The organism is Yersinia sp. Marseille-Q5920 (genome assembly GCF_946902935.1).
Lineage (GTDB): Bacteria > Pseudomonadota > Gammaproteobacteria > Enterobacterales > Enterobacteriaceae > Yersinia > Yersinia rochesterensis.
On record NZ_CAMPQA010000005.1, the window covers coordinates 58,923 to 80,592 of the forward strand.

Below are 21,670 nucleotides of genomic sequence, written 5' to 3' on the forward strand. Positions count from 1 at the left end.
GATATAAATTAATAAATAAATTAACGAATAAATTTCAACGAACTGCCAACAGAAATATCAGTTGGTGTCGGGCCAATAACATGAATAGAACCTGGGAACTCTGGATGCTCATCGCCATTAAATCGGATGGTGATATGACCCAATTCACGGAGGTTTTGCGTCGCCACTTCGCCCACGGCGGTGATGACATAGCGTATCTCGGCCAATTCCATAATGTTGCCAGCCTGTAATTCCCCATCAGTGGCGCTGTGCTGGTGGATAAAACAGAACTCTTCAATATCTTTAGGTGCCCCTTCGCGGAAGGTGATGAGCATGTCATCCAGCAGCGCCTCACGGGCGCTGCCTCCGATATTGGTAATAGTTGTCTGATAAATAGTATTCACACGTACATCCTTAACCGTTGAATTTATTACAGAAAGTCTAATTCTTCTCTCTTGCTAATAACATCTTATTGATAAATAAAGGCAGATGCTGCCCAAGCAATCAATACCGTCGGCGCACCTGTCAGGAAGCGGCCAACCAAGACGGATGGAACACCCACGCGGACGGTATCTTGCTTCGCTTCAGCCAGAGACAGGCCGACAGGGATGAAGTCACATGCTGCTTGAGCATTAATCGCAAATAATGCTGGCAGGGCTAATTGCGGTGGGATATTCCCCAAACCAATTTGTACCCCAACCAATACGCCGATAACTTGCGCAATAACTGCCCCTGGGCCTAAGAATGGTGACAACAGCGGGAAGGAACAAATCAGCGCCAAGAGCACTAAGCCAATCGGGCTGCTGGCCAGCGGCGTTAAGCCGTGGGCAATAAAATCACCCAAACCGGATGCCATGATGATGCCGATTAATGCCGAGACGAAGGCCATAAATGGCAGAATGGTTTTCAGTACAGTATCAATGGTGTCGCGGCCTGACTGGAAGAACACGGCCACAACAGAACCCATGCCCATCCCCACTTTTGCCAGCAAACCGTCACTTTGTTCGGTGATTTTCTTGGTGGTATCGTAATCACGCCCCCCTTTGGCAGCAGGGGTGTCCGCCGCTTTGGGTGTGGCTTCTACTGTCGGAGCGGCGGCGGCTGCACTGTCGGTTTTACTGATTTTCTGGATATTCTTTTCACGGACGCCGGAGACATAAATATCTTCCAGTATGTATTGCGCCATCGGCCCAGATTGACCGGTTGAATGGATGTTGACGGTAGGTATACGGCGCTTAGGGTACAAACCACAGCGCAGGGTGCCCCCACAGTCAATAATGGCAATGGCGATTTCTTCCGCTGGCGGCTCGCCTTCTTTGAAACCATCGACGGCTTCCCAGCCAGTCAGTTCGCTGATGCGGTCAATAATGGCCGGGCGGGTTCCGGCAGTGATATAGACAATTTTTTTACCGGGGACGATTGGCAACTCTAATGGACCACCCCAACCGCCTTCGCCTTTTTCAATCCGGATAAATTCACTCATGATCTGCTCCACACAGTATGTATTTGAATTACATATTAAAGTTGTACGTCACGGTCTAGGCGGATGCCCATTTTGCGTTCGAAAATGGATGTCGTCAGGTCAGTAATCCAGCCGCGGAAGAAGTTGGTCACCATCCCGACCAGGAAGTAGCTCACCGCCAGCGGGCCTAATGGCAGGCCCAGTGTGGTTAAACCACTGGCGATACCGAGGTAGACGAATAATTCACCTGGATTGATGTGTGGGAACAAACCATTCATTGAGTGACAGCTGTAAGACGCTGCGGCGTAATAGCTTGGTTTGTATTTTTCTGGCATAAAGCGCCCGAGACTTAATGTCATCGGGTTACAGAATACAAAGGTACCAATCACTGGCAGCAACAGATAACGAGAAACAGGGTTCCCCGCGCAACGTTGCGCCAATCGTTCAATCCTGTCCTGACCGACAAATTTGATCAGCGCATTCATGATGACTAACAAACTAATTAATAAAGGTAAAATCCCGGTGACCATTCCAACAAAAACTTCTCCCCCTTTCTGGAAGAGTCCGATAAACCACTCGGCTCCATGGGTTATAAGTTCAATCATTCTTCTTCTCCTGTAATCGAGGTTATGGCTGTTTTTATAAACTTTTGTTATCAAAAGAAATTTAATGTTCCGCCTGCTAAAGCGGTTTCAAAACACGGAGAGTTCAGAATGAACTTCAGCATCTTGTTTGTCGCCATGTGCACTACCATAATCATTTTTTAGATCTATTTATCGCATATAGATCACACTTTGAAAGAAAAAGCTTTCAAAATGAAGATTAAAAATAAAAGAAAATTAAATCGAAATGAAAGGTTTCCGTATGGTGAAAATATGACCGTCTAAGCTGACGTCGGATTTGAAATGAAAGATGCAGAAGTTAATATAGGGATAAAATAGAGAATAATCATAGGCTAACGATTGCTAGCCCTTGTGTAGATAGTTAGCCTAGCAGCTCACAATTAGGAGGGAGGCGACATTGGATAGCATTGGGGATTATCTCAATATGAAAGTTTTTTCCTGATAACGGCTCACCATCCAGATTGAAAGTAATGTCATGCGGCGCGGTGATGTCGAGCCAGGGTAGCGATGTTTCAATGACATTCTTGTTTTTCTCACCACTGAAGACGCTGGCCAATAGCGCGGGCAGTAATTCTTCGGCGATCAACAAACGCAATTGCAACAAACCATCATTAATCAGAGCATCAGGGCAGAGCGGTTGCCCGCCACCGGCTTGTCGGCCATTGCCAATTCCTATTACCAAAGCATCGCCAGACCATTCAAAGCCAGGGCCGCGAATTTCACAGCTGTCAGCTTTAATGGCGTCCATGCGCATCAGGCCGTGAATAAAGTAAGACGCGCCACCTAATACCGCCTTGAGTTTGTCCGGCGTCTCGGTCGTTATGCGAGTCCCAAAGCCCCCGGTAGCCATATTGATAAAATAGTGTTTATCATTCACTTGCGCTAAATCAATGGCAACCACGCGGCCTTTCACCGCTAATTGCAATGCGTTTTCTATTTGCAGAGGAATGCTGCAACTGGTGGCGAAATCGTTGGCCGTCCCCAATGGCAGGATACCCAAACAGGGGCGATTTTCCTCCGGTAATGTTATCAGTGCGCTGGCGACTTCATTGATAGTGCCATCGCCACCACCGGCAATGACTGTATCAACCGCCAATAATGCGGCTTCTTCGACATAGCGTTTTGCATCACCGTGCTCCCAAGTAACACGAACATGGAGAGTCACACCTTCCTCGCGCAAGTTTTTGACGGCATTGCGAACATCTTGGTTACCCGCTCCTTTACCATTAAGGATGAGGAGTGTCTGTGGCATTGAGGTCATAACTTGCTCCAGAGCGTTTTTGCAATAAACTTAACAATAACCCACACTTGTTTAATTTATCTATCAGATTATTCAATAAATAATGGAGAATATTAGTAATAGTTGGCTCTAATAAAATAGTTTTTATTTTTACTGGAATATTTATTTAACTAAGATGATTTTTATTTGGTGTGGGATTATTCATGGAAGGAGATAATTCTCGTTATTATTAAACAGTATAACAAGAACCACTAATAATAAAAAAATGAGACAAATTACCTATAATCAACAGGTTAGGATGATAAAAAGAAAAGGCCAGCCCAAGGGAGATTGGGCTAGCCAAGGAGGTGGTTCCTAGTCTTGCTGTAAAACTTTTTTAGTTCTTGATTGTACTCGAGCTATCCTACCCCAGTGTTATTATAATTGATGTGATCCATTTCTAATATTTGCTAAAAATGCCATCTGAACGATGGCATTATTTGGTATTACAGCTTCTTAGGCTTTTTCGTGAGGATTACGGCTATTTGTTCCGTTCAAATTCCGTATCAGTAAGCCATATTCTACATTAATGTCTTCGGGAATAGGCAAATACATGATGTGCCCGTTACCCGGCGCGATATCTGCCGGTTGACCCTTTTTATCCTGCATACTTTCAAGGATAAACTGGATATTACCCTGGGGAGTCATCAACTCAACACTGTCACCGACTGAGAATTTATTTTTGACGATGACTTCAGCCTGCCCATCACGGCGAACACCGGTAAACTCGCCGACAAATTGCTGGCGTTCTGAAACTGAATAGCCGTAGTCGTAAGTTTGTTGATCTTCATGCACATGACGGCGTAGGAAACCTTCGGTATAACCGCGGTGAGCCAAGCCCTCCAATGTGGTTAGCAAAGTCGGGTCAAAAGGTTTACCGGCCACGGCATCATCAATAGCGCGGCGATAAACCTGCGCGGTACGGGCGCAATAATAGAATGACTTAGTGCGGCCCTCAATTTTCAGCGAATGCACGCCCATTTGGGTCAAGCGCTCTACATGTTGAATAGCACGCAAGTCTTTGGAATTCATGATGTAAGTGCCATGCTCATCTTCAGTCGCCGTCATGTACTCACCTGGGCGTTGGGCTTCTTCTATCATAAATACTTTGTCGGTTGGGGCGCCGATACCCAATGTGGGTTCGACATTCTTCACCGCAATAGGCTGATGGATATGCACGATATTGCCAATATCATCTTCTTTGCCTTCCTGAACATTATATTCCCAGCGGCAGGCATTGGTGCATGTTCCCTGGTTCGGGTCACGTTTATTAATGTAGCCGGAGAGCAGGCAGCGGCCGGAATAGGCCATGCAAAGTGCGCCGTGCACAAAAATTTCCAGCTCCATGTCGGGCACTTGTGCGCGGATTTCAGCGATTTCTTCCAATGATAATTCACGGGAAAGTATCACGCGGGTCAAGCCCATTTGCTGCCAGAATTTAACGGTCGCCCAGTTAACAGCATTGGCTTGCACCGACAGGTGAATATCCATCTGTGGGAAAGCTTCTCGCACCATCATGATTAAACCGGGGTCAGACATAATCAGGGCATCTGGCCCCATATCAATTACCGGTTTTAAATCACGTAGAAAGGTCTTCAGTTTGGAGTTGTGGGGGGCGATATTCACCACCACATAGAAGCGCTTGCCCAAATCATGGGCTTCCTGAATACCTAATGCCAGATTCTCGTGATTGAATTCATTATTACGCACTCGCAGGCTATAGCGCGGCTGACCGGCATAAACCGCATCTGCGCCATAAGCAAAAGCATAACGCATATTTTTAAGGGTGCCGGCCGGGGATAACAATTCCGGTGTAAAAGGCATATTTGGTGAAGATATTGATGATGACGACTCTTTTGGTAAGGACATATCACGGCTCTCAGTCTGAGTTCAAGTCAGAACCACGCCCGAGGGAGTGGCTAAAAGCCGAGGATTGTAACCTTGCCCATCGTGAAAATCAGCCATTGCACAATTTTTGTAAGGTTTAAATGATCTGGATCAATATGAGGAGAGAAAAGCGCGGTCACATACTCCGCGCGAATACATTCTTAGCAGGGTAGTTCGGCAAAATAGTGCTATCGAATCAATAAGATTACAGTGTCAGGTCTTTAATTATGGTGGTCGGGCCGTTTTTCACGACAGAAGCAATTCCCTTTTTAGCGGCAGCTTCGGAACTGTAGGATTCACTGACACCAATAACCTGATGGTTTTTCGCTTTCAACACGAAATAAGGCTCATTTTTCGTGTTGAGCTTTAACTCATATTGGCTTTCCAGTGGAGAGTTACTTTGTACCGATGATATGCCGTTTTCAGCGGAAGCTTTACTGGCGTACATCTCACTGGTGAGAATTATTTCGCCATTGCTGGCTTTCAGACTGAAATGATACTGCCCATTTTTTGCTTTCTTAATCTCATAGTGACCGGTGGCCATAATGTTGCTCCTTTTGGTAATATGCCTATTAGAGTGTAGTCAACGACTCATACACCACCAACATTAGTAAAGAGCGAATTACAGCAAACGGCAAATCTCGGCCTCCCAGCGATACCCCATTCCATAAACCGCGCGAATAAAGGGCTTCTCACCATCAAGGGCTTCCAATTTTCGCCGCAGATTTTTGATATGGCTGTCGATAGTGCGGTCAGTCACCACGCGGTAATCGTCATACAGATTATTCAGCAGTTGCTCGCGGCTAAAGACATGGCCCGGTTGGGTTGCCAGGATTTTTAGCAGGCGAAACTCCGCTGGGGTCAGCTCCAGCAAATGGCCCTGATAGCTTGCCTGGAAGCGGGATTCATCAATCAGCAACTGTGCGCTTTCACTGGGTTGTTCCCGCTGTTGTTGGCAACGGCGCAGGATAGTTTTGACTCGCGCCACCACTTCCCGTGGGCTATAGGGTTTGCAGATATAATCATCAGCCCCTATTTCTAACCCCAATAGCCGGTCAATCTCTTCCGTTTTCGCCGTGACCATCATGATAGGGACATCGGAAAAACGGCGGATTTCACGGCAAATACTGATGCCATTACTGCCGGGTAGCATCAAATCCAGCAAGATGATGGCGGGAGGAGCCTGGCGGACGGCGGCGACCACTTCGGCACCATTGGTGAGCCACTGAGTGCTGTAACCTGCGGCTTGCAGGTAATCGACCAATAACTGGCCCAGTTTGGGCTCATCTTCAACAATCAATACGGTACCAAACTGGCTGCTAGACTGTAGCTGTTCGTGCATAAGATGAATTACCCTATTGAATGGAATAGCGGAAATACTACCGTAATCCGCAGGCCGCCCATAGGCGAATGTTCGGCACTGATTTTACCGCCATGTGCTTCAACAATATTGTGGCAAATTGCCAAGCCCAGCCCCGAGCCGCCACTGGCGCGGTTACGTGAGCTTTCAGTGCGATAAAAACGCTCAAAGATGCGTTGTAACTGTTCATCACTAAGGCCCGGTTTAGTGTCCTGCCAGCTTAGCGTTAAGGTTTCTTCTGCAAGCTGAGCGCTGATTTCTAATTGCCCCCCCTCATTGGTGTAGCGCAGGCTATTTTCCAACAAGTTGTGAAACAGCTGATTTAGCCGGTCGGGGTCGCCAAACATGACAGCTTGTTCAGGTAGGTGGGTGGTGATGCGGATATTTTTATCTTCAAAGCGGCCATGGAAGCTGGCAATAGCAATTTGCAGCAGGCGAGTGGCATCTAACTGGGTTTTACGATAAGCCAGCGCCCCTCGATCAGAGAGCGAAAGTTGGTGTAAGTCATTCACCAGTTTTGTCAGTATGGCGACCTCAGCTTGCAGTGAAATCAGCGATTCTGGTGTTGGCGCGCGCACGCCATCTTGCAAAGCTTCCAGTTCACCGCGCAATACCGCCAGTGGAGTGCGTAACTCGTGGGAGACATCGGCCATAAAGTCGCGCCGATTCTGTTCATTTTTCTCCAGTGAACTGGCTAACTGGTTAAAATCCTGCGCCAAACGACCCAATTCATCGCGGCTACTGACCGCCACGCGGGCGCTGAAATCACCGGCAGCCAGCCGATGAGTCCCTTCCACCAAGCGTTTTACTGGAGCCAACATGCCGCGCGATAAAATCCAGGTCACAGCAGCGGCCAAGAAAGTCGACAAGGCGACAATAATCCAACTGGTGCGGCGCTGTTGCTGATCAAAATTAATATCAGCATTGCGGGTTAGTTTTTCCGGTGGGGTAGATATCACCCAGCCAACCACCTGTTTATTCACGGTTATTGCCCTGCTGCTGGCCTCTTTGGGGAGCTTCCCGGTGTGCCCAACCAGCAGATTATTATCATTATCCACCACCCAAAATTGAGTGCGCCAACCGCGTGGGGGCAAGTTGCGGCCGTTATCATTACTTTGCTCGAGAGACTTCATTATCTGATAAATAACTTGATCATTATTGCGCAAAAAATCCCAATTACCGTAGCGCTGATATTGAACTTCAAGCGCATCTCCTAGCATGGCTATCCGCTGTTCATTAGTTTGCTTGATATAATCAATAAAGCCGCGCTCGAAGCTGGCTCTTATTCCCCAATGCATGGTGATGAGCACCAGCATGCAGGTGGCAAATATCGCCATAAACAGTTTTCCGGTAATGCCGATTCTCATGCTATTTCCACCTATTTTATCGGTTAGCCGGTTTCGCGGACGGGCGGGGTAGATTACGATTAATGCTGGTATCCGGTGGTACGCGGTTAAATATCAGGGCTAGTAGCGCAATAATAATTGCCATATCCATCATTTTTAAACACGCAGGTGTGTTGGCTGCACTTTTAAGTCTATAGCGTTTGCCATTATTCCAGTCTCATCAACGGCTTTTTACTAAAGCGGCTGCGTAGCTGGTCAAAATAGAGATAAACCACTGGCGTGGTATATAAGGTGAGTAACTGGCTCATGACCAACCCGCCAACAATAGTAATCCCGAGTGGTTGGCGTAATTCAGCGCCATCACCACTGCCCAAGACCAACGGCAACGCGCCGAATAAGGCGGCCAGTGTGGTCATCATAATCGGTCTAAAGCGCAGCAAACTGGCCTGGAAAATGGCATCGCGGGCGCTAATATTGCTATTGCGTTGTGCATCGAGAGCAAAGTCGACCATCATGATGGCGTTCTTTTTCACGATACCAATCAATAGCATAATACCAATCAGGGCGATGAGACTAAAGGGCGCATCGAACAGTTCCAGCGCCAGTAATGCCCCGACCCCGGCGGAGGGCAACGTTGATAATATGGTCAGCGGATGAACATAACTTTCATACAAAATCCCCAGCACGATATACACCGTGGCGATCGCCGCCATAATCAGCCAAAGCTGAGATTTCAAGGTTTCCTGGAACACCTGCGCGGTACCGGCAAACACGCCGCGCACCGTGCTCGGCACCCCCAACTCTGTCATTGCCCGCTCAACTGCGGCGGTGGCTTCAGACAGGCTACCGCCATCGGGTAAGTTAAATGAGATAGTCGAGGCGGCTGATAAACCTTGATGATTGACCGCCAGCGGGGCATTCGCCGGCCGCCATTTAGCAAAATAAGACAGTGGAATTGACTGACCGTTGCTGTTAATCACAAACATTTTGTCCAGTGAACTCACATCCTGCGTGTATTGAGGCGCGACTTCCATCACCACTTTGTATTGGTTTAGTGGCTGATAAATAGTGGAAATTTGCCGCTGACCAAAGGCGTTATTGAGCAACGCGTTGGCATCTGACACATCAATACCCAGCCGCGCCATGGTTTCGCGGTCATAGGTCAGCGCCATTTCCGAGCCTTTATCCTGTTGGTCGGAGTTCACATCGGCTAACTCCGGTAACTTGCTCAGGGCAGCTCGGACTTTTGGCTCCCATTCACGCAGGGCGGTTAAGTCATCCGCCAATAACGTAAATTGATAGCTGGCGTTGGATTGACGGCCACCGACGCGAATATCCTGCACCGGAGAGAGGAACAAACTGGCCCCCGGCTCTTTTGCCAATTTGCCGCGTAGCCGGGCAATCACTTGTTGGGCTGTTTCGCTGCGTTCACTCAGTGGTTTCAATGAGATAAACATCGAACCGCTGTTGGTGCGCGAACCGCCGGTAAATCCAGTCACATTGTCGACCGCTGGATCGGCACTGACAATTTTCATAAAATCTTTCAGTTTTTGCTGCATTGCCTGGAAAGAAATACTCTGATCGGCTTGAATAAAGCCCATCATGCGGCCGGTATCCTGCTCAGGGAAAAAGGTTTTTGGGATACTGATATAGAGCCAAACATTCAGCGCAATAGTGGAAAGCAGCACGGCCATTACCCAGCGCGTATGGCCCAACACCCAATTGAGTGAGCGGCCATAACCTTTCTGAATAGCTAGCAGCACTTTACCGAAACCGCGAATACGTTGCTGCTGACCGGCCGGATGGGCGCGTAGCAAATGGGCGCACATCATCGGCGTTAGGGTCAACGAAATAACTAACGAGATACCGATAGCCACCGACAATGTAACGGCAAACTCACGGAATAACCGCCCCGGTAACCCCTCCATCAGCAGCAGCGGAATAAACACTGCCACCAGAGAAATACTCATCGACAGCACAGTAAAGCCGACTTCGCGCACCCCGCGCAGGGCGGCAACCATCGGTTTGACCCCGGCCTCCAGATGGCGAGAAATATTCTCCAGCACCACAATGGCGTCGTCGACCACAAATCCGGTGGCGATGGTCAGCGCCATCAATGACAGATTATTAAGGCTAAAGTCGCACAAATACATAGCAGCAAAGGTGCCAATCAGCGAAACCGGCACCGCAACGGCGGGGATCAAGGTGGCGCGGCCTGATCGTAGGAACAGGAACACCACCAGAATCACCAATGCCACGGCGATCACCAGCGATTGCTCCACTTCATCCAGTGAGGCGCGGATCGTCGGCGAGCGATCTTGCGCAATATTCAATTGAATCGAGGCCGGAATAGAAGCGCGCAGGGCCGGGAGTTCGGCCCGAATTCTGTCGACCGTGGCGATAATATTCGCCCCCGGTTCACGGCTGATCACCAAGAGAATCGCGGGTTTACCGTCAGACATCCCGGCATTGCGCACATCCTGCACGGAGTCGACGACATTGGCGACATCTTGCAGCCGCACTGCGGATCCATTGTTGTAGTGAATGATAAGCGGGCGATAACCCTCGGCAGTTTTGATCTCATCATTGGCCTGCACCTGCCAATGTTGCTCATTGCTATCAATGGAACCTTGCGGGCGGCGCACATTGGCCGCGCTAATCGCCTGACGCACCGCATCCAGTGACACACCTTGGTTGAACAGTGCGCTAGGATTAAGCTCTACCCGCACCGCAGGCAGTGAACTGCCACCGACGGAAACCTCACTGACGCCCTCGGTCTGAGCAATTTTCTGTGCCAATTGAGTCGAGGCAAAGTCATATAATTGGCCCTGACTGAAAGTATCCGAGGTCAGCGTCATGATCATAATTGGCGCATCAGACGGGTTCATTTTGAAATAGGTTGGGCGGTTTGGCATGCCCGAGGGGAGCAAGCTTTGCGCGGCATTAAGCGCCGCCTGTACATCACGGGCCGCACCATTAATATCGCGGTCGAGGGAGAATTGCAGAATAATTCGCGTACTGCCCAGCGAGCTGGTTGAAGTCATTTCATTGACGCCAGCAATTCTTCCCAGTGCGCGTTCCAGTGGTGTGGCAATGGATGACGCCATGGTTTCGGGGTCGGCACCGGGCATGGAGGCACTGACCATAATCACCGGATAATCGACCTGCGGCAGCGGTGATACCGGCAATAAGCTAAAGCCGATAATTCCGCTGAGGGTGATGGCCAGTGTCAGCAGGGTGGTGGCGACCGGGCGCTGGATGAACAGAGCAAAGAATTTCACGGCTGTTCCCGCCCATCTGGCAATTCTGGCGTCTCAATATCTTCATGATGATAGCGATTTTTGCCATGGGAATTGCGTGCCAGTTTATCAAATAACAGATAGATAACTGGCGTAGTGAACAGGGTCAGCACCTGGCTGACAATCAGTCCGCCGACCATACAGACCCCGAGAGGATTGCGTAATTCGGCCCCGGAACCGGTACTGAGCATCAGTGGCAACGCGCCAAACAGCGCGGCCAATGTGGTCATCAGAATAGGGCGGAAGCGCAATAAACAAGCTTGATAAATTGCATCATACGGCGTCATGCCCTGATCCCGCTCGGCGGCCAGCGCAAAGTCGATCATCATGATGGCGTTTTTCTTCACGATGCCGATCAGCAGAATGATCCCGATAATGGCGATCACATCCAGCTCATTGCCGGTCAACATCAGGGCTAGCAAAGCCCCGACACCGGCGGTCGGCAGGGTGGATAAGATAGTCACCGGGTGAATAAAACTTTCGTACAACACCCCGAGCACGATATACATCGCCACAATAGCGGCAATAATCAGCCATAGCGTGCTGCCCAGTGCGGCCTGGAATGCCAGTGTCGAACCTTGGAAGCGGGTCATAATATCCGCCGGTAGCTCAATTGCCTGCTCCGCTTGGGTCACGGCATTGACGGCTTCCCCCAGAGAATAGCCCTGCGCCAAATTGAATGAGATGGTGGCTGATGGGAACTGATTCAAATGGTTGATAGAAAGCGGCCCAAAACGCTCTTCAATAGTGGCAATGCTGCTTAGCGGCACACCTTTGCCGTCACTGCCAGTCAGGCGGATATCATTGAAAGCCGCCAGCCCCGGTGTGGCTTTGACATCATGCTCCAACACCACCCGATACTGATTGGCTTGGGTATAAATGGTGGAAATCAACCGCTGGCCAAAGGCGTTATAGAGCGCGTTGTCGATGGCTGCCATGGTGATCCCCAGACGGCTGGCGCTGTCTCGGTCGACATTAACAAAGGCCACTAACCCCTGATCTTGCCAGTCGCTGGTGACATCCTGGAATGGCGCTTGTTGCTGTAATTCACTGACCAATTTCGGCACCCAGGTGCTCAGTTCCTCCAGTGAGGTAGCTTGCAGAGTGAACTGATATTGGGTACGGCTCAGTTGGGTATCAATGGTCAAGTCTTGCACCGGCTGCAAATAGAGTTTAATCCCCGGAATTCCGGCCACACTCTGCTGCAAGCGGTTGATTATCTCTGGGATGCGCTCCTCTCGGCTGCTCAACGGCTTAAGGTTAATCTGCAACCGACCATTGTTGAGAGTGGCATTGGTGCCATCGACCCCGACAAATGAGGTCAAGCTTTCGACCGCCGGATCTTTCAGGATAATCGCGGCCACTTGTTGCTGGCGTTCCGCCATATTACTGAATGAAACAGATTGCGGCGCTTCCAAAGTGCCCTGAATGAGTCCATTGTCCTGCAAGGGGAAAAAGCCTTTAGGGATCAATAAGTAAAGCAACACGGTCAACACCAGAGTGCTTAGGGCGACACCCAGAGTAATCCATTGATGATTAAGCACTTTTTTCAGTGCGGCTGCATAATGGGCGATGACCCAATCAAAGAATTTTTCACTGGCGCGCGACAGGCGGTTTTGCTTGCGCAGAGATTCATAACTGAGCATCCGTGCGCACATCATTGGTGTCAGTGTCAGGGAAACCACCGCTGAAATCAGGATAGCCACCGCCAGTGTGACGGCAAATTCGCGGAACAGGCGGCCGACGATATCACCCATAAATAGCAGCGGAATCAACACCGCAATCAATGAGAAAGTCAGAGAAATAATGGTAAATCCAATCTCACCAGCCCCTTTTAGCGCGGCATCCAGCGGTTTCTCGCCCTTTTCGATATAGCGCGAAATATTTTCAATCACCACGATGGCATCATCGACCACAAAACCGGTGGCAATGGTCAGGGCCATTAATGTCAGGTTATTGATTGAAAAACCAAGGAAATACATCGCGGCGAATGTCCCAATCAGTGACAGCGGCACGGCAATACTGGGGATAATGGTGGCTGCTGCATTGCGCAGGAACAGGTAAATCACCATCACCACCAATACAATCGCTAGCATTAATTCAAACTGCACATCACTGACCGAGGCGCGGATAGTGGTGGTGCGGTCGGTCAGCACTTTGACATCAACCGACTTCGGCAGGCTTTTGATCAAATCCGGCAGCATTTCGCGAATACTGTCGGCAGTGGCAATCACATTAACCCCCGGCTGGCGCTGGATATTCAGCACAATCGCCTGTTGGGTATTGGCCCAGGCGGCCAGTTTGTTATTTTCTGCGCCCTGTTCGATGGTGGCGACATCCTGCAAGCGCACTGGCGCACCATTTTGGTAAGCCACAATCAGGTCGCGGTAATCCTCGGCGGATTTCATTTGGTCATTGGCCGACAAGGTGACCGAGCGAGTTGGCCCGTCCAGACTGCCTTTGGCGGAGTTGACGTTGGCATTGCTGATGGCGGTGCGAATGGTTTCGCTATCTAACCCTAAGGCGGCTACCGCCGGTGCATTGAGTTTTACCCGCACTGCTGGGCGCTGACCGCCAGAGATGGTGACCAAACCAACCCCGGTCACTTGCGAGATTTTCTGCGCAATGCGGGTTTCGACCATATCTTCCACTTGAGTCATCGGGATCGCGGTGGAGGTCACCGCCAGAGTCAGAATGGGCGGATCCGCCGGATTCACTTTGCTGTAAATTGGCGGATAGGGCAGGTCATTGGGCAGCAGATTTGTGGCGGAGTTAATCGCCGCCTGCACTTCTTGCTCGGCTACATCCAGCGGCAAAGTGAGCTGGAATTGCAAAGTGATGACCGATGCGCCACCGGAGCTTTGTGACGCCATTTGTTTCAAGCCAGACATCTGACCAAACTGGCGCTCTAATGGCGCAGTAATGGCGGAGGTCACCACATCCGGGCTAGCGCCGGGATAGAGGGTGACTACCTGAATGGTCGGATAATCGACTTCCGGCAGGGCGGAAACCGGTAAGGCGCGGTAGCCGAGAATCCCCGCTAACAGAATGGCCACCATAAATAATGTGGTGGCGACTGGGCGCAGGATAAACAGCCGTGATGGCCCGCCGCCGGGTGTTGGAGGCATCACTTGCATCAGGATTTCTCCGCTGCTGGGGCGGTGCCAGCCGGTGTATCAGTCGCCGGTTTTTCACCTCGACGGTGTGTGCCTTTTTCGGTCGTAGCCGATTTTTCTGCCACATTGGCTGGCGCAGCATCCGCTGAACGCGGAGTGACCACTTCAACTTGCAAACCTTCCGTCAGGCGATCAATACCGTCAGTGACCACGCGCTGACCAGCTTCCAGCCCGGTGCTGATAACCACTTGTTTACTATCTTGAATTCCGGTGGTGACTAAGTGCTTACTGACTTTATTCTCGTCATTTAATGTCCAGACAAAACTCCCCTCGTTACCCATTTGCACCGCCGCGGTTGGCACCACCACGGCATTTTGCAGTAAATCCACTTTGATACGCGCATTCACAAATTGATTCGGGAACAGCACGTCATCTTCATTGGCAAAGCGGGCTTTCAGCTTAATGGTGCCGGTGGTGGTATCAATTTGGTTATCAATACTGAGCAGATAACCTTGGGCTAGCATCTGCTTATTGGTGCGGTCCCATGCTTCAACCGGCACGGTAGTATTGTTTTTTGCTGCATTTTTCTGTGCTTGCATAATGGCCGGGATATCACTTTCCGGCAGGGTGAAGACCACATCAACAGGATGTGTTTGAGTGATAACCACAATCGGGGTGGCGGTGCCGCTGGTAATGTAGTTGCCGACATCCACTTGTTTTAACCCGACTTTACCGGAGATGGGCGCGGTAATGCGGCTATACGTCAGTTGCAGTTGGGCGCTGTCGATAGCCCCTTGATCGGCTTTTACACTGCCTTCGCTCTGGCGCACCAATGAGGCTTGAGTATCTAAATCTTGTTGTGAAATCAGGCCGGTTTTAGCCAGTTTTTGATAGCGGGCCAAATCGCGGCGAGCATTGTCCAGTGTGGCCTGGTCTTTGGCCAGTTGCCCTTGAGCTTGAGTCAGTTGGACTTGGTAAGGGCGCGGGTCAATTTCGACCAGTAAGTCACCGGCCTTGACCTGCTGGCCTTCAGTAAAGTGGATAGCCATTAACTGGCCATCAACCCGGCTGGTGACCGTGACGGTGTTCGCGGCAATCACTGTCCCTAAGCCGGTGAGATAACGCGGCACAGCTTGTTCGGTGGCGGTGGCGGCTTGCACTGGAGACATCGGCATATTACGGCGGCCACCCGCGCGTGCGGAGCTGCTCCCTCCGTCATTTTGCTGTGCCCCCGGCGCACTGTTTGGTGGGGCAGCACTGAAATGACGCCAGACAAACACAGCAACAATAATCGCCACCACGATTCCCAATAAAGTCAGCAATCGGGAAGTGCGTTTGGATTGAGCTTTCATGATGCGGTGAGTCCCTTTTATTGATCTGTTTATGCGCACACAGGTGCAAAAAATAAAAATTCATACCCCATAGATTTCGAGATTCAGGAGCGCTGCTTGCAGCGGCCTCGCGAGGCGAGGCCCAAGGATGGGCTGAGTAACGAGCGCAGCCAACACACCTGTATCTTGAAAGATGACGGGTATACATATGTTACTAGTTTAGCGGGGATTTACCGGATAAAAATGGAGGAAATATGAAAATATTGTCAAGGTTTGGGGGGATTTGTGTTTTAGTTGATTAAGTATTTGATCATTGATTTGGTTGAGAGTCGATTTGGTGATTAGTGATCGGGTTCGGTTGTTAAAGCACCGAACTCACTTATCCCCCGATGAACCAACCGCCAAAGGGTGCGGGCGCGCACCCTTGTGGAATCCCGCGCTTCGCACGTATCGCCTGCCCACTCCGTGGGTTCCCTCATACATCATTTCGCTAACGGACCGGGCCGATTCGCATCCATGCTCAAGCGGCCCTCGCTCGGCATCCATGCCTCGCGTCCTACCTTCATTCTTCACTCGGCGGCTCAAATGTGCTTTTAACATCAAGGTCAAAACCATAGTTTTGATTTTGATGTTGAGCGCAATCAGGAATATTACCGACAAAGACGATGGCCCGAGTGAGCCGCCATGGACAAATCTGCCGGGAGCAGATTTGAACGCTGCGAGCAGCGGCCCCGAAGGGGTGAGTCCCAAGGACGGGACGAATTACCCCGGCGAAAAGCGCGCTGGAGCAGGACGCGACTCGCGCTGGCTCGATGAGGCCAATGGCTGCCGGAGGGGACTGCGAATAGCAGTAATGTTTCGCGCAAGCCGCAGGTGCAGGAGGGCCGGCTAGCCCTCCTGCTCGGTTGAGGCGACTGGGATTAAGTAATCACTGAATGACTATCAACCGAAACAATGCTCCGGTGCTCTAACAACCGAACCAGATCACTTAATCAACATCAACATCAACATCAACATCAACATCAACATCAACATCAACATCAATATAAAAATATCACCGATAAAGTGTCTGTGCCCAACGCGCCAACCCGGCGGTGACGGAGCCAAAATCATTGCCCCCCACCAGTGGGATACCCGGCAATTGCTGCTGTAAGGCGGCACGCAGTAATGGCGAGCGGGCACTGCCGCCAGTCAGGTAAATCACATCGGGCGTGATGTGGCTGGTGGCTAGCGCCAGGCTGACTTGCTCTTGAATGCGTTGCAGGGGTTGGGCGATAGCTTCAGCAAGCTGCTGCTGGCTGATAGTTTGCCCTAATTCCGGCTGAACAAAATCCAGTGCTGCGGCGACTTGTTGTTGCTCGGACAGCGCAATCTTGCTCTCTTCTGCGGCGCGTACCAGGCGGTAACTTAAACGTTGTTGATAGACTTTCAACAAGCGCTGAACTTGCTGTGGGTTAGCCGCATCACGGATTAAATCTCGCAAGAAACGGCCATTCACGGTGCTATAGAAATCACTCTGGGCGGGAACATCGTTGGTGGCAACCGCGTTCCAGTAGGGCAATGACGGCATCGCAATGCCTTTTTCGGTCTCGCCTCCCATACCAAACAGCGGCATCAGTTGCTTAAATGCCAACATGATATCAAGGTCATTCCCCCCGACACGGCAACCGCTGTGACCCAGCAGACTTTGCTGGCGGTCGGCCAAACCTTGCCATTTTGGGCCCATTAATAGCACCGAGCAGTCCGTGGTTCCCCCGCCGATATCCACCACTAAAACGGTTTTTTCACTGGTCAGTGTGGCTTCAAAATCCAGCCCCGCAGCCACCGGCTCAAACTGGAAGGCGATATCGCGAAAACCCGCGCGTTGCGCGGCACGCAGCAAAATCCCCTCGGCTTGTCGGTTGGCTTCTTCACCGCCGGAACCTTGGAAGTTAACTGGGCGGCCAATCACCGTCTGGCTAATTTCTGATGACAATACCGCTTCCGCCTGGCGTTTGATGTGGAACATCATGGCGCAGACTAAATCCTCAAACAGCGCCAACTGTTGCGGTTTCAACCCATTGGCACCCAAGAAAGATTTAGGCGATTTTACAAAGTAAACTTCTTCGGGATCTTCAATATAGTGAGCCAGTGCAGACAAGCCGAACATCAAGCTGTCGGCGGCCACCGGAATATCTTCTTCGCGATTGAACGCCATGGCCCGGCGTAATAGTTGCTGATTTTCGTCACTGCCTGTTGGCACCTGCCAATGGCGGTGCAGGCACTCACTTACGGCTTCCCGCGTCGGGGCGCACAGCATCGAGGGCAAATAAACGTCATTATTTTCCAGCACTAGCAATTCGGGCGCATCGTCCCGCATCACGGCAACCGAGCAGTTTGCTGTGCCGTAGTCAAATCCAATGAACATAATTGCCCCCAGGCCAAATAAAGGGCGCGACTTTACCCCAGAGTGAGCGGCGGGGCAATCGTCAAGTCAGGTTATCGCGCTATTTTATCGCGAAATATCCACTGTTAAGCACCTCTGACAAAGGTTGCGTGCGGCCAATCGTTTCGCCATCGACTAAATCAACACCGATATCAATTAACTTACTGAGGGTCGGCGGTAATTCTGCCGGGCCAGCCAGTGTGGCGATATTCGCCCGTTGTGCTGTGCCGTTAATGATGGATATCAGAACCTCATCCATTTGATTTGTATGAATATTGGAAATTAAATTGCTGTTAAATTTCAGATAATCAATGGTATGCGCCGCTAATAATTCAAAATCATTCAGGTTATGGCCAAACTCTTTCACAATAAGTTTACAGCCTAGTAGTTGCAGTTTGGCGAGGAAATTACCAATCGCAAACGGATATTGCAGCAATGTGGCTTCATCGACCATCCAATAGAGACTTTGTGGTGGCAAGGGGGTCTGTGGTAGCAATGTGAGCAGTGACTGGCGGAAATCTTCTTTGAGCAGAGCCACTTCCGACAGCGGGATAGCCAGTGCCAGCCCTTTACGCTGTAGTGCTGGGGCGTGCTCCACTAACAGTTGCTCGCAGACCCAATGGTCGATTTCCGGCTGCAAATTATACAATACCGCCGCTTCCTCAAAGGCAGACTGGCTAACGGCAATATCTTGTGGCCGATTAATCTCGAAACTGACCTGATAGAAGCAGACCGATAGCGGCGTTTTCGGTGGCGCTGTCGGGGTCATCTGTAGCGATAATTGATTTTCACGGAGAATACTTTCGACATCTTCTCGGCTGAGTAGCCCGTGCTGGCGGGCTAGCAGCTGTTTTTGTCGTGGCTGGTAGAGATAAACCTGACCGCGCCCACTGTGCTTGGCGGTATAACAGGCGATGTCAGCTTGCGCCATAATCTCACTGCGCTGACTGTTGTTGCTGCTGATTTGCGTGACGCCAGCACTGGCACCAATACGGTACAGTTTATCTTCCCAGTAGAAATGATAGTCATTGATCATGGATACCAGACTTTGGGTAATGGCTTTGGCGTGAGATAGGGTGCAATTAAGCATCAGTAAACCGAATTCATCGCCCCCCAGTCGTGCGACACAGTCACTATTGCGTAAATGTTGACGCATTAACTGACTAAGTTCTTTGAGCAGTGCATCTCCAGCTGGGTGCCCGGCGGTGTCGTTAACAGCTTTAAAATAATCCAGATCCAAGAAAGCCAGCGCGTGTTGTTGGTTAGAATCGACACTTTTCTGGATAGCCGCTTTTAATTTATTGTCGAAATTAGCGCGGTTTGGCAAGCCGGTGAGATTATCATGTGACGCGCTGTGGCTGAGTTTGCGTATCATTGCGCGCGATTCGCCGACATCCTGGAACACCAAAACTGCCCCAACAATAGTGCCTTCCAGCGTTTTCAGTGGGGCGACAGACTCCTGAATGTCGTAATAATGTCCGTCGCGATGATGTAATACCATCGACTCATTCAGCGAGGAGTAAGGGCGATGGGTGAGACAATGTTCTATTGGATTATCAATTTCCGGCCCATCAACGCCGTCGGTTAGCTTAATAATATGATGCACGGGCTGACCCAGCGCGATGGTATTAGCCCAACCGGTCATTTTCTCCGCGACCGGGTTCATAAAGGTGATATTCATATCCTGATCAGTACAGACCACCGCCTCGCCGATGGAGTCCAGAGTGATATGCAGCCGCTCTTTTTCTTCATGCAGCGCTTCGGTCAGATTTCTGATTTCGGTCATATCCAGCGTGGTGCCCATCAGGCGCAGAATATCGCCATTTTTGTCGCAAATCATATTGGCCTGATTGCGTAAATGAACAATATCGCCATTCGGTAACAATAATCTGAATTCGAGCCGGTAGGGCTTGCGTTGATTGAGTGCAGCGCTGTATTCACGATTAACGCGGTTAATATCATCAGGGTGAATGTATTGCTGCCAAACATCATTATCAACTGGGGTGTTGAGCGGGACATGATAAAGCTCATACATTCGCTTATCCCAACTGATCTGCTGCTTTCTGATATCCAATTCCCAGATACCAATCCCGCCGGCCTCGTTCGCCAGCGTAATGCGCTCCATCAGGCGGCGGTTAACGATTTCGCTCTTTTTCAGGTCATTAATATCTTCGACCTGTGAAATGTAATAAAGCGGCTGTTGCTCATGGTCGCGTACCACGCTCACCACCAACAGCGCCCACACCACCTCGCCATCACTGCGGATATAGCGTTTTTCCATCGAATAACTGGGAATGCGACCATGGTATAGATCCTCGAGCAATTTCAAGTCGACGGAGAGATCTTCCGGGTGAGTTATTTGCTGAAAATTCAGGGTGAGCAAGGTTTCTTGGCGGTAACCCAATAATTTGCACAGCGCTTGATTGACCTGCATCCATTTACCTTCCGGCGACACCAATGCCATGCCGATGGCCGAGTATTCCATGGCATTACGAAAGCGGTTTTCACTTTCAATAATATGTTTTTTTTCCATGCGAAAGGCGTGCATCACCATGGCCATGGCGTGCGGAGGAATCAGCACCATCAATAATGGAATAAAAGAAAATGCCTGAACGGATAGTTTGGCGTCCGCCTGAAGGGTAAATAGGTTGAAGTTGATCATCATTGCAATCAGCAATGTGGCCAGAAAACAGAGAGTAAAAGTCTCAAAACGGGGTAAGCGGATAGATGTCCAGATCAGCGCCATAATAACGAAAGTAAAAGGATAAGGCATATAAATCAGGCTGATATAACAAGCGGTCAGCGAGACTATCATTATCCACGTCATATCAAACAGCGCTTTGGTTTTGGTCGCGAGATTGAAATAACCCCGGCGATAAAGCAGGCCAACCGGGCCTAAAGCCAACATGCCGATAGCTTCGGACATAAACCACACTGTCAGCACTTGGGTAAAGCTGCCGTTTTGCGGCGCTAAATACCAAGCTGCTGCTAATCCGCTGATTAGAGGAACCAAAATCACAGCACAAAGGGCGAATTTGAGCCAACTAAAAAGGTTATTAAGGGGGTCTTTGGGTTGCAAAAGTTTACGCAGTAACCACGCGCCAGCAGCCGACTCCGCGAGGTTGATGAATGTCAGTGGCAGGGGGAACCCACTGATGCCATATAAAATAAAATTAGCGGCAACAATACATATTCCGGCGGCTAATAATTGCCACGACCAATAGCGTGTTGGGAGGTGGAATAACGCTACGACCAATACGGCGGTCGGGAACCATAACGGAGCCAGGTTTTCTGATTGCTCAGAAAGGCGGATACAAAAAAGTGCGAGCAAAAACACCACTATGCTGATGATAGTAATGTGAATAATCGCTTTATTGTCAGGAGCTGGTTTTTCGGCTGCACTGAGATCCATATAGCGCCTTATTTTGCTCGCAAGAATTTTGATTATGATAGGGGAAACCCATCACATAAAAATATACTGTATTTGAAACGCGGTCATATTCAATAGTTTAGTATAGCTGAGCATGGATAGATGTGATTTGTTTACTCCATGCTCAATTAAT

General features: G+C 50.1%; 13 protein-coding genes. All 13 read right to left on the reverse strand.

Going from position 1 to position 21,670, the window contains the following annotated elements; translation table 11 throughout:
* Positions 1-20: 20 nt before the first annotated feature.
* The 13 genes from srlB to OVO64_RS08725 all read right to left on the reverse strand — a co-directional run bounded on the left by srlB (position 21) and on the right by OVO64_RS08725 (position 21,519).
* A complete protein-coding gene (gene srlB, locus OVO64_RS08665; protein WP_050291479.1) occupies positions 21-383 on the reverse strand; it encodes a PTS glucitol/sorbitol transporter subunit IIA in 363 nt (120 codons plus the stop codon).
* Between the two features lie 65 nt (positions 384-448).
* Positions 449-1,462, reverse strand: coding sequence for a PTS glucitol/sorbitol transporter subunit IIB (locus OVO64_RS08670; RefSeq protein ID WP_038635248.1), 1,014 nt, complete (start codon positions 1,460-1,462; stop codon positions 449-451).
* 35 nt (positions 1,463-1,497) lie between these two features.
* Complete coding sequence (locus OVO64_RS08675; protein WP_038635245.1) at positions 1,498-2,046, reverse strand: PTS glucitol/sorbitol transporter subunit IIC; 549 nt, start codon at positions 2,044-2,046, stop codon at positions 1,498-1,500.
* A 379-nt stretch (positions 2,047-2,425) separates the two neighbouring features.
* Positions 2,426-3,316, reverse strand: coding sequence for a lipid kinase YegS (gene yegS, locus OVO64_RS08680; RefSeq protein WP_072089049.1), 891 nt, complete (start codon positions 3,314-3,316; stop codon positions 2,426-2,428).
* A 483-nt stretch (positions 3,317-3,799) separates the two neighbouring features.
* Positions 3,800-5,167 carry a tRNA 5-hydroxyuridine modification protein YegQ gene (gene yegQ, locus OVO64_RS08685; protein WP_038635238.1) on the reverse strand — a complete coding sequence of 456 codons (1,368 nt, stop codon included), beginning with the start codon at positions 5,165-5,167 and terminating at the stop codon, positions 3,800-3,802.
* Positions 5,168-5,435: 268 nt separating this feature from the next.
* Positions 5,436-5,774: a YegP family protein gene (locus OVO64_RS08690; protein WP_038635235.1), complete on the reverse strand. Its 339-nt coding sequence runs from the start codon at positions 5,772-5,774 to the stop codon at positions 5,436-5,438.
* A gap of 78 nt (positions 5,775-5,852) precedes the next feature.
* The gene (gene baeR / locus OVO64_RS08695; RefSeq protein WP_038635233.1) at positions 5,853-6,572 is read right to left on the reverse strand and encodes a two-component system response regulator BaeR; all 720 of its coding nucleotides are present in this window, start codon (positions 6,570-6,572) and stop codon (positions 5,853-5,855) included.
* A gap of 8 nt (positions 6,573-6,580) precedes the next feature.
* Positions 6,581-7,957, reverse strand: coding sequence for a two-component system sensor histidine kinase BaeS (baeS, locus tag OVO64_RS08700; protein WP_120011147.1), 1,377 nt, complete (start codon positions 7,955-7,957; stop codon positions 6,581-6,583).
* A 185-nt stretch (positions 7,958-8,142) separates the two neighbouring features.
* Entirely contained in the window at positions 8,143-11,217 is a 3,075-nt protein-coding gene (gene mdtC, locus OVO64_RS08705) for a multidrug efflux RND transporter permease subunit MdtC (RefSeq protein ID WP_038635227.1), read from the reverse strand.
* Positions 11,214-14,372 carry an MdtB/MuxB family multidrug efflux RND transporter permease subunit gene (locus OVO64_RS08710; protein ID WP_038635223.1) on the reverse strand — a complete coding sequence of 1,053 codons (3,159 nt, stop codon included), beginning with the start codon at positions 14,370-14,372 and terminating at the stop codon, positions 11,214-11,216. The genes mdtC and OVO64_RS08710 overlap by 4 nt, the downstream gene beginning before the upstream one ends.
* Positions 14,372-15,703 carry an MdtA/MuxA family multidrug efflux RND transporter periplasmic adaptor subunit gene (locus tag OVO64_RS08715; RefSeq protein ID WP_038635220.1) on the reverse strand — a complete coding sequence of 444 codons (1,332 nt, stop codon included), beginning with the start codon at positions 15,701-15,703 and terminating at the stop codon, positions 14,372-14,374. Before OVO64_RS08715 ends, OVO64_RS08710 begins: the two co-directional genes overlap by 1 nt.
* Positions 15,704-16,736: 1,033 nt before the next feature.
* Positions 16,737-18,089, reverse strand: a complete 1,353-nt coding sequence (gene yegD / locus OVO64_RS08720; RefSeq protein WP_038635214.1) for a molecular chaperone — start codon at positions 18,087-18,089, stop codon at positions 16,737-16,739.
* 79 nt (positions 18,090-18,168) lie between these two features.
* On the reverse strand, positions 18,169-21,519 hold the full coding sequence (locus tag OVO64_RS08725) for a diguanylate cyclase (protein ID WP_267248718.1): 3,351 nt from the start codon (positions 21,517-21,519) through the stop codon (positions 18,169-18,171).
* Positions 21,520-21,670: the final 151 nt, after the last annotated feature.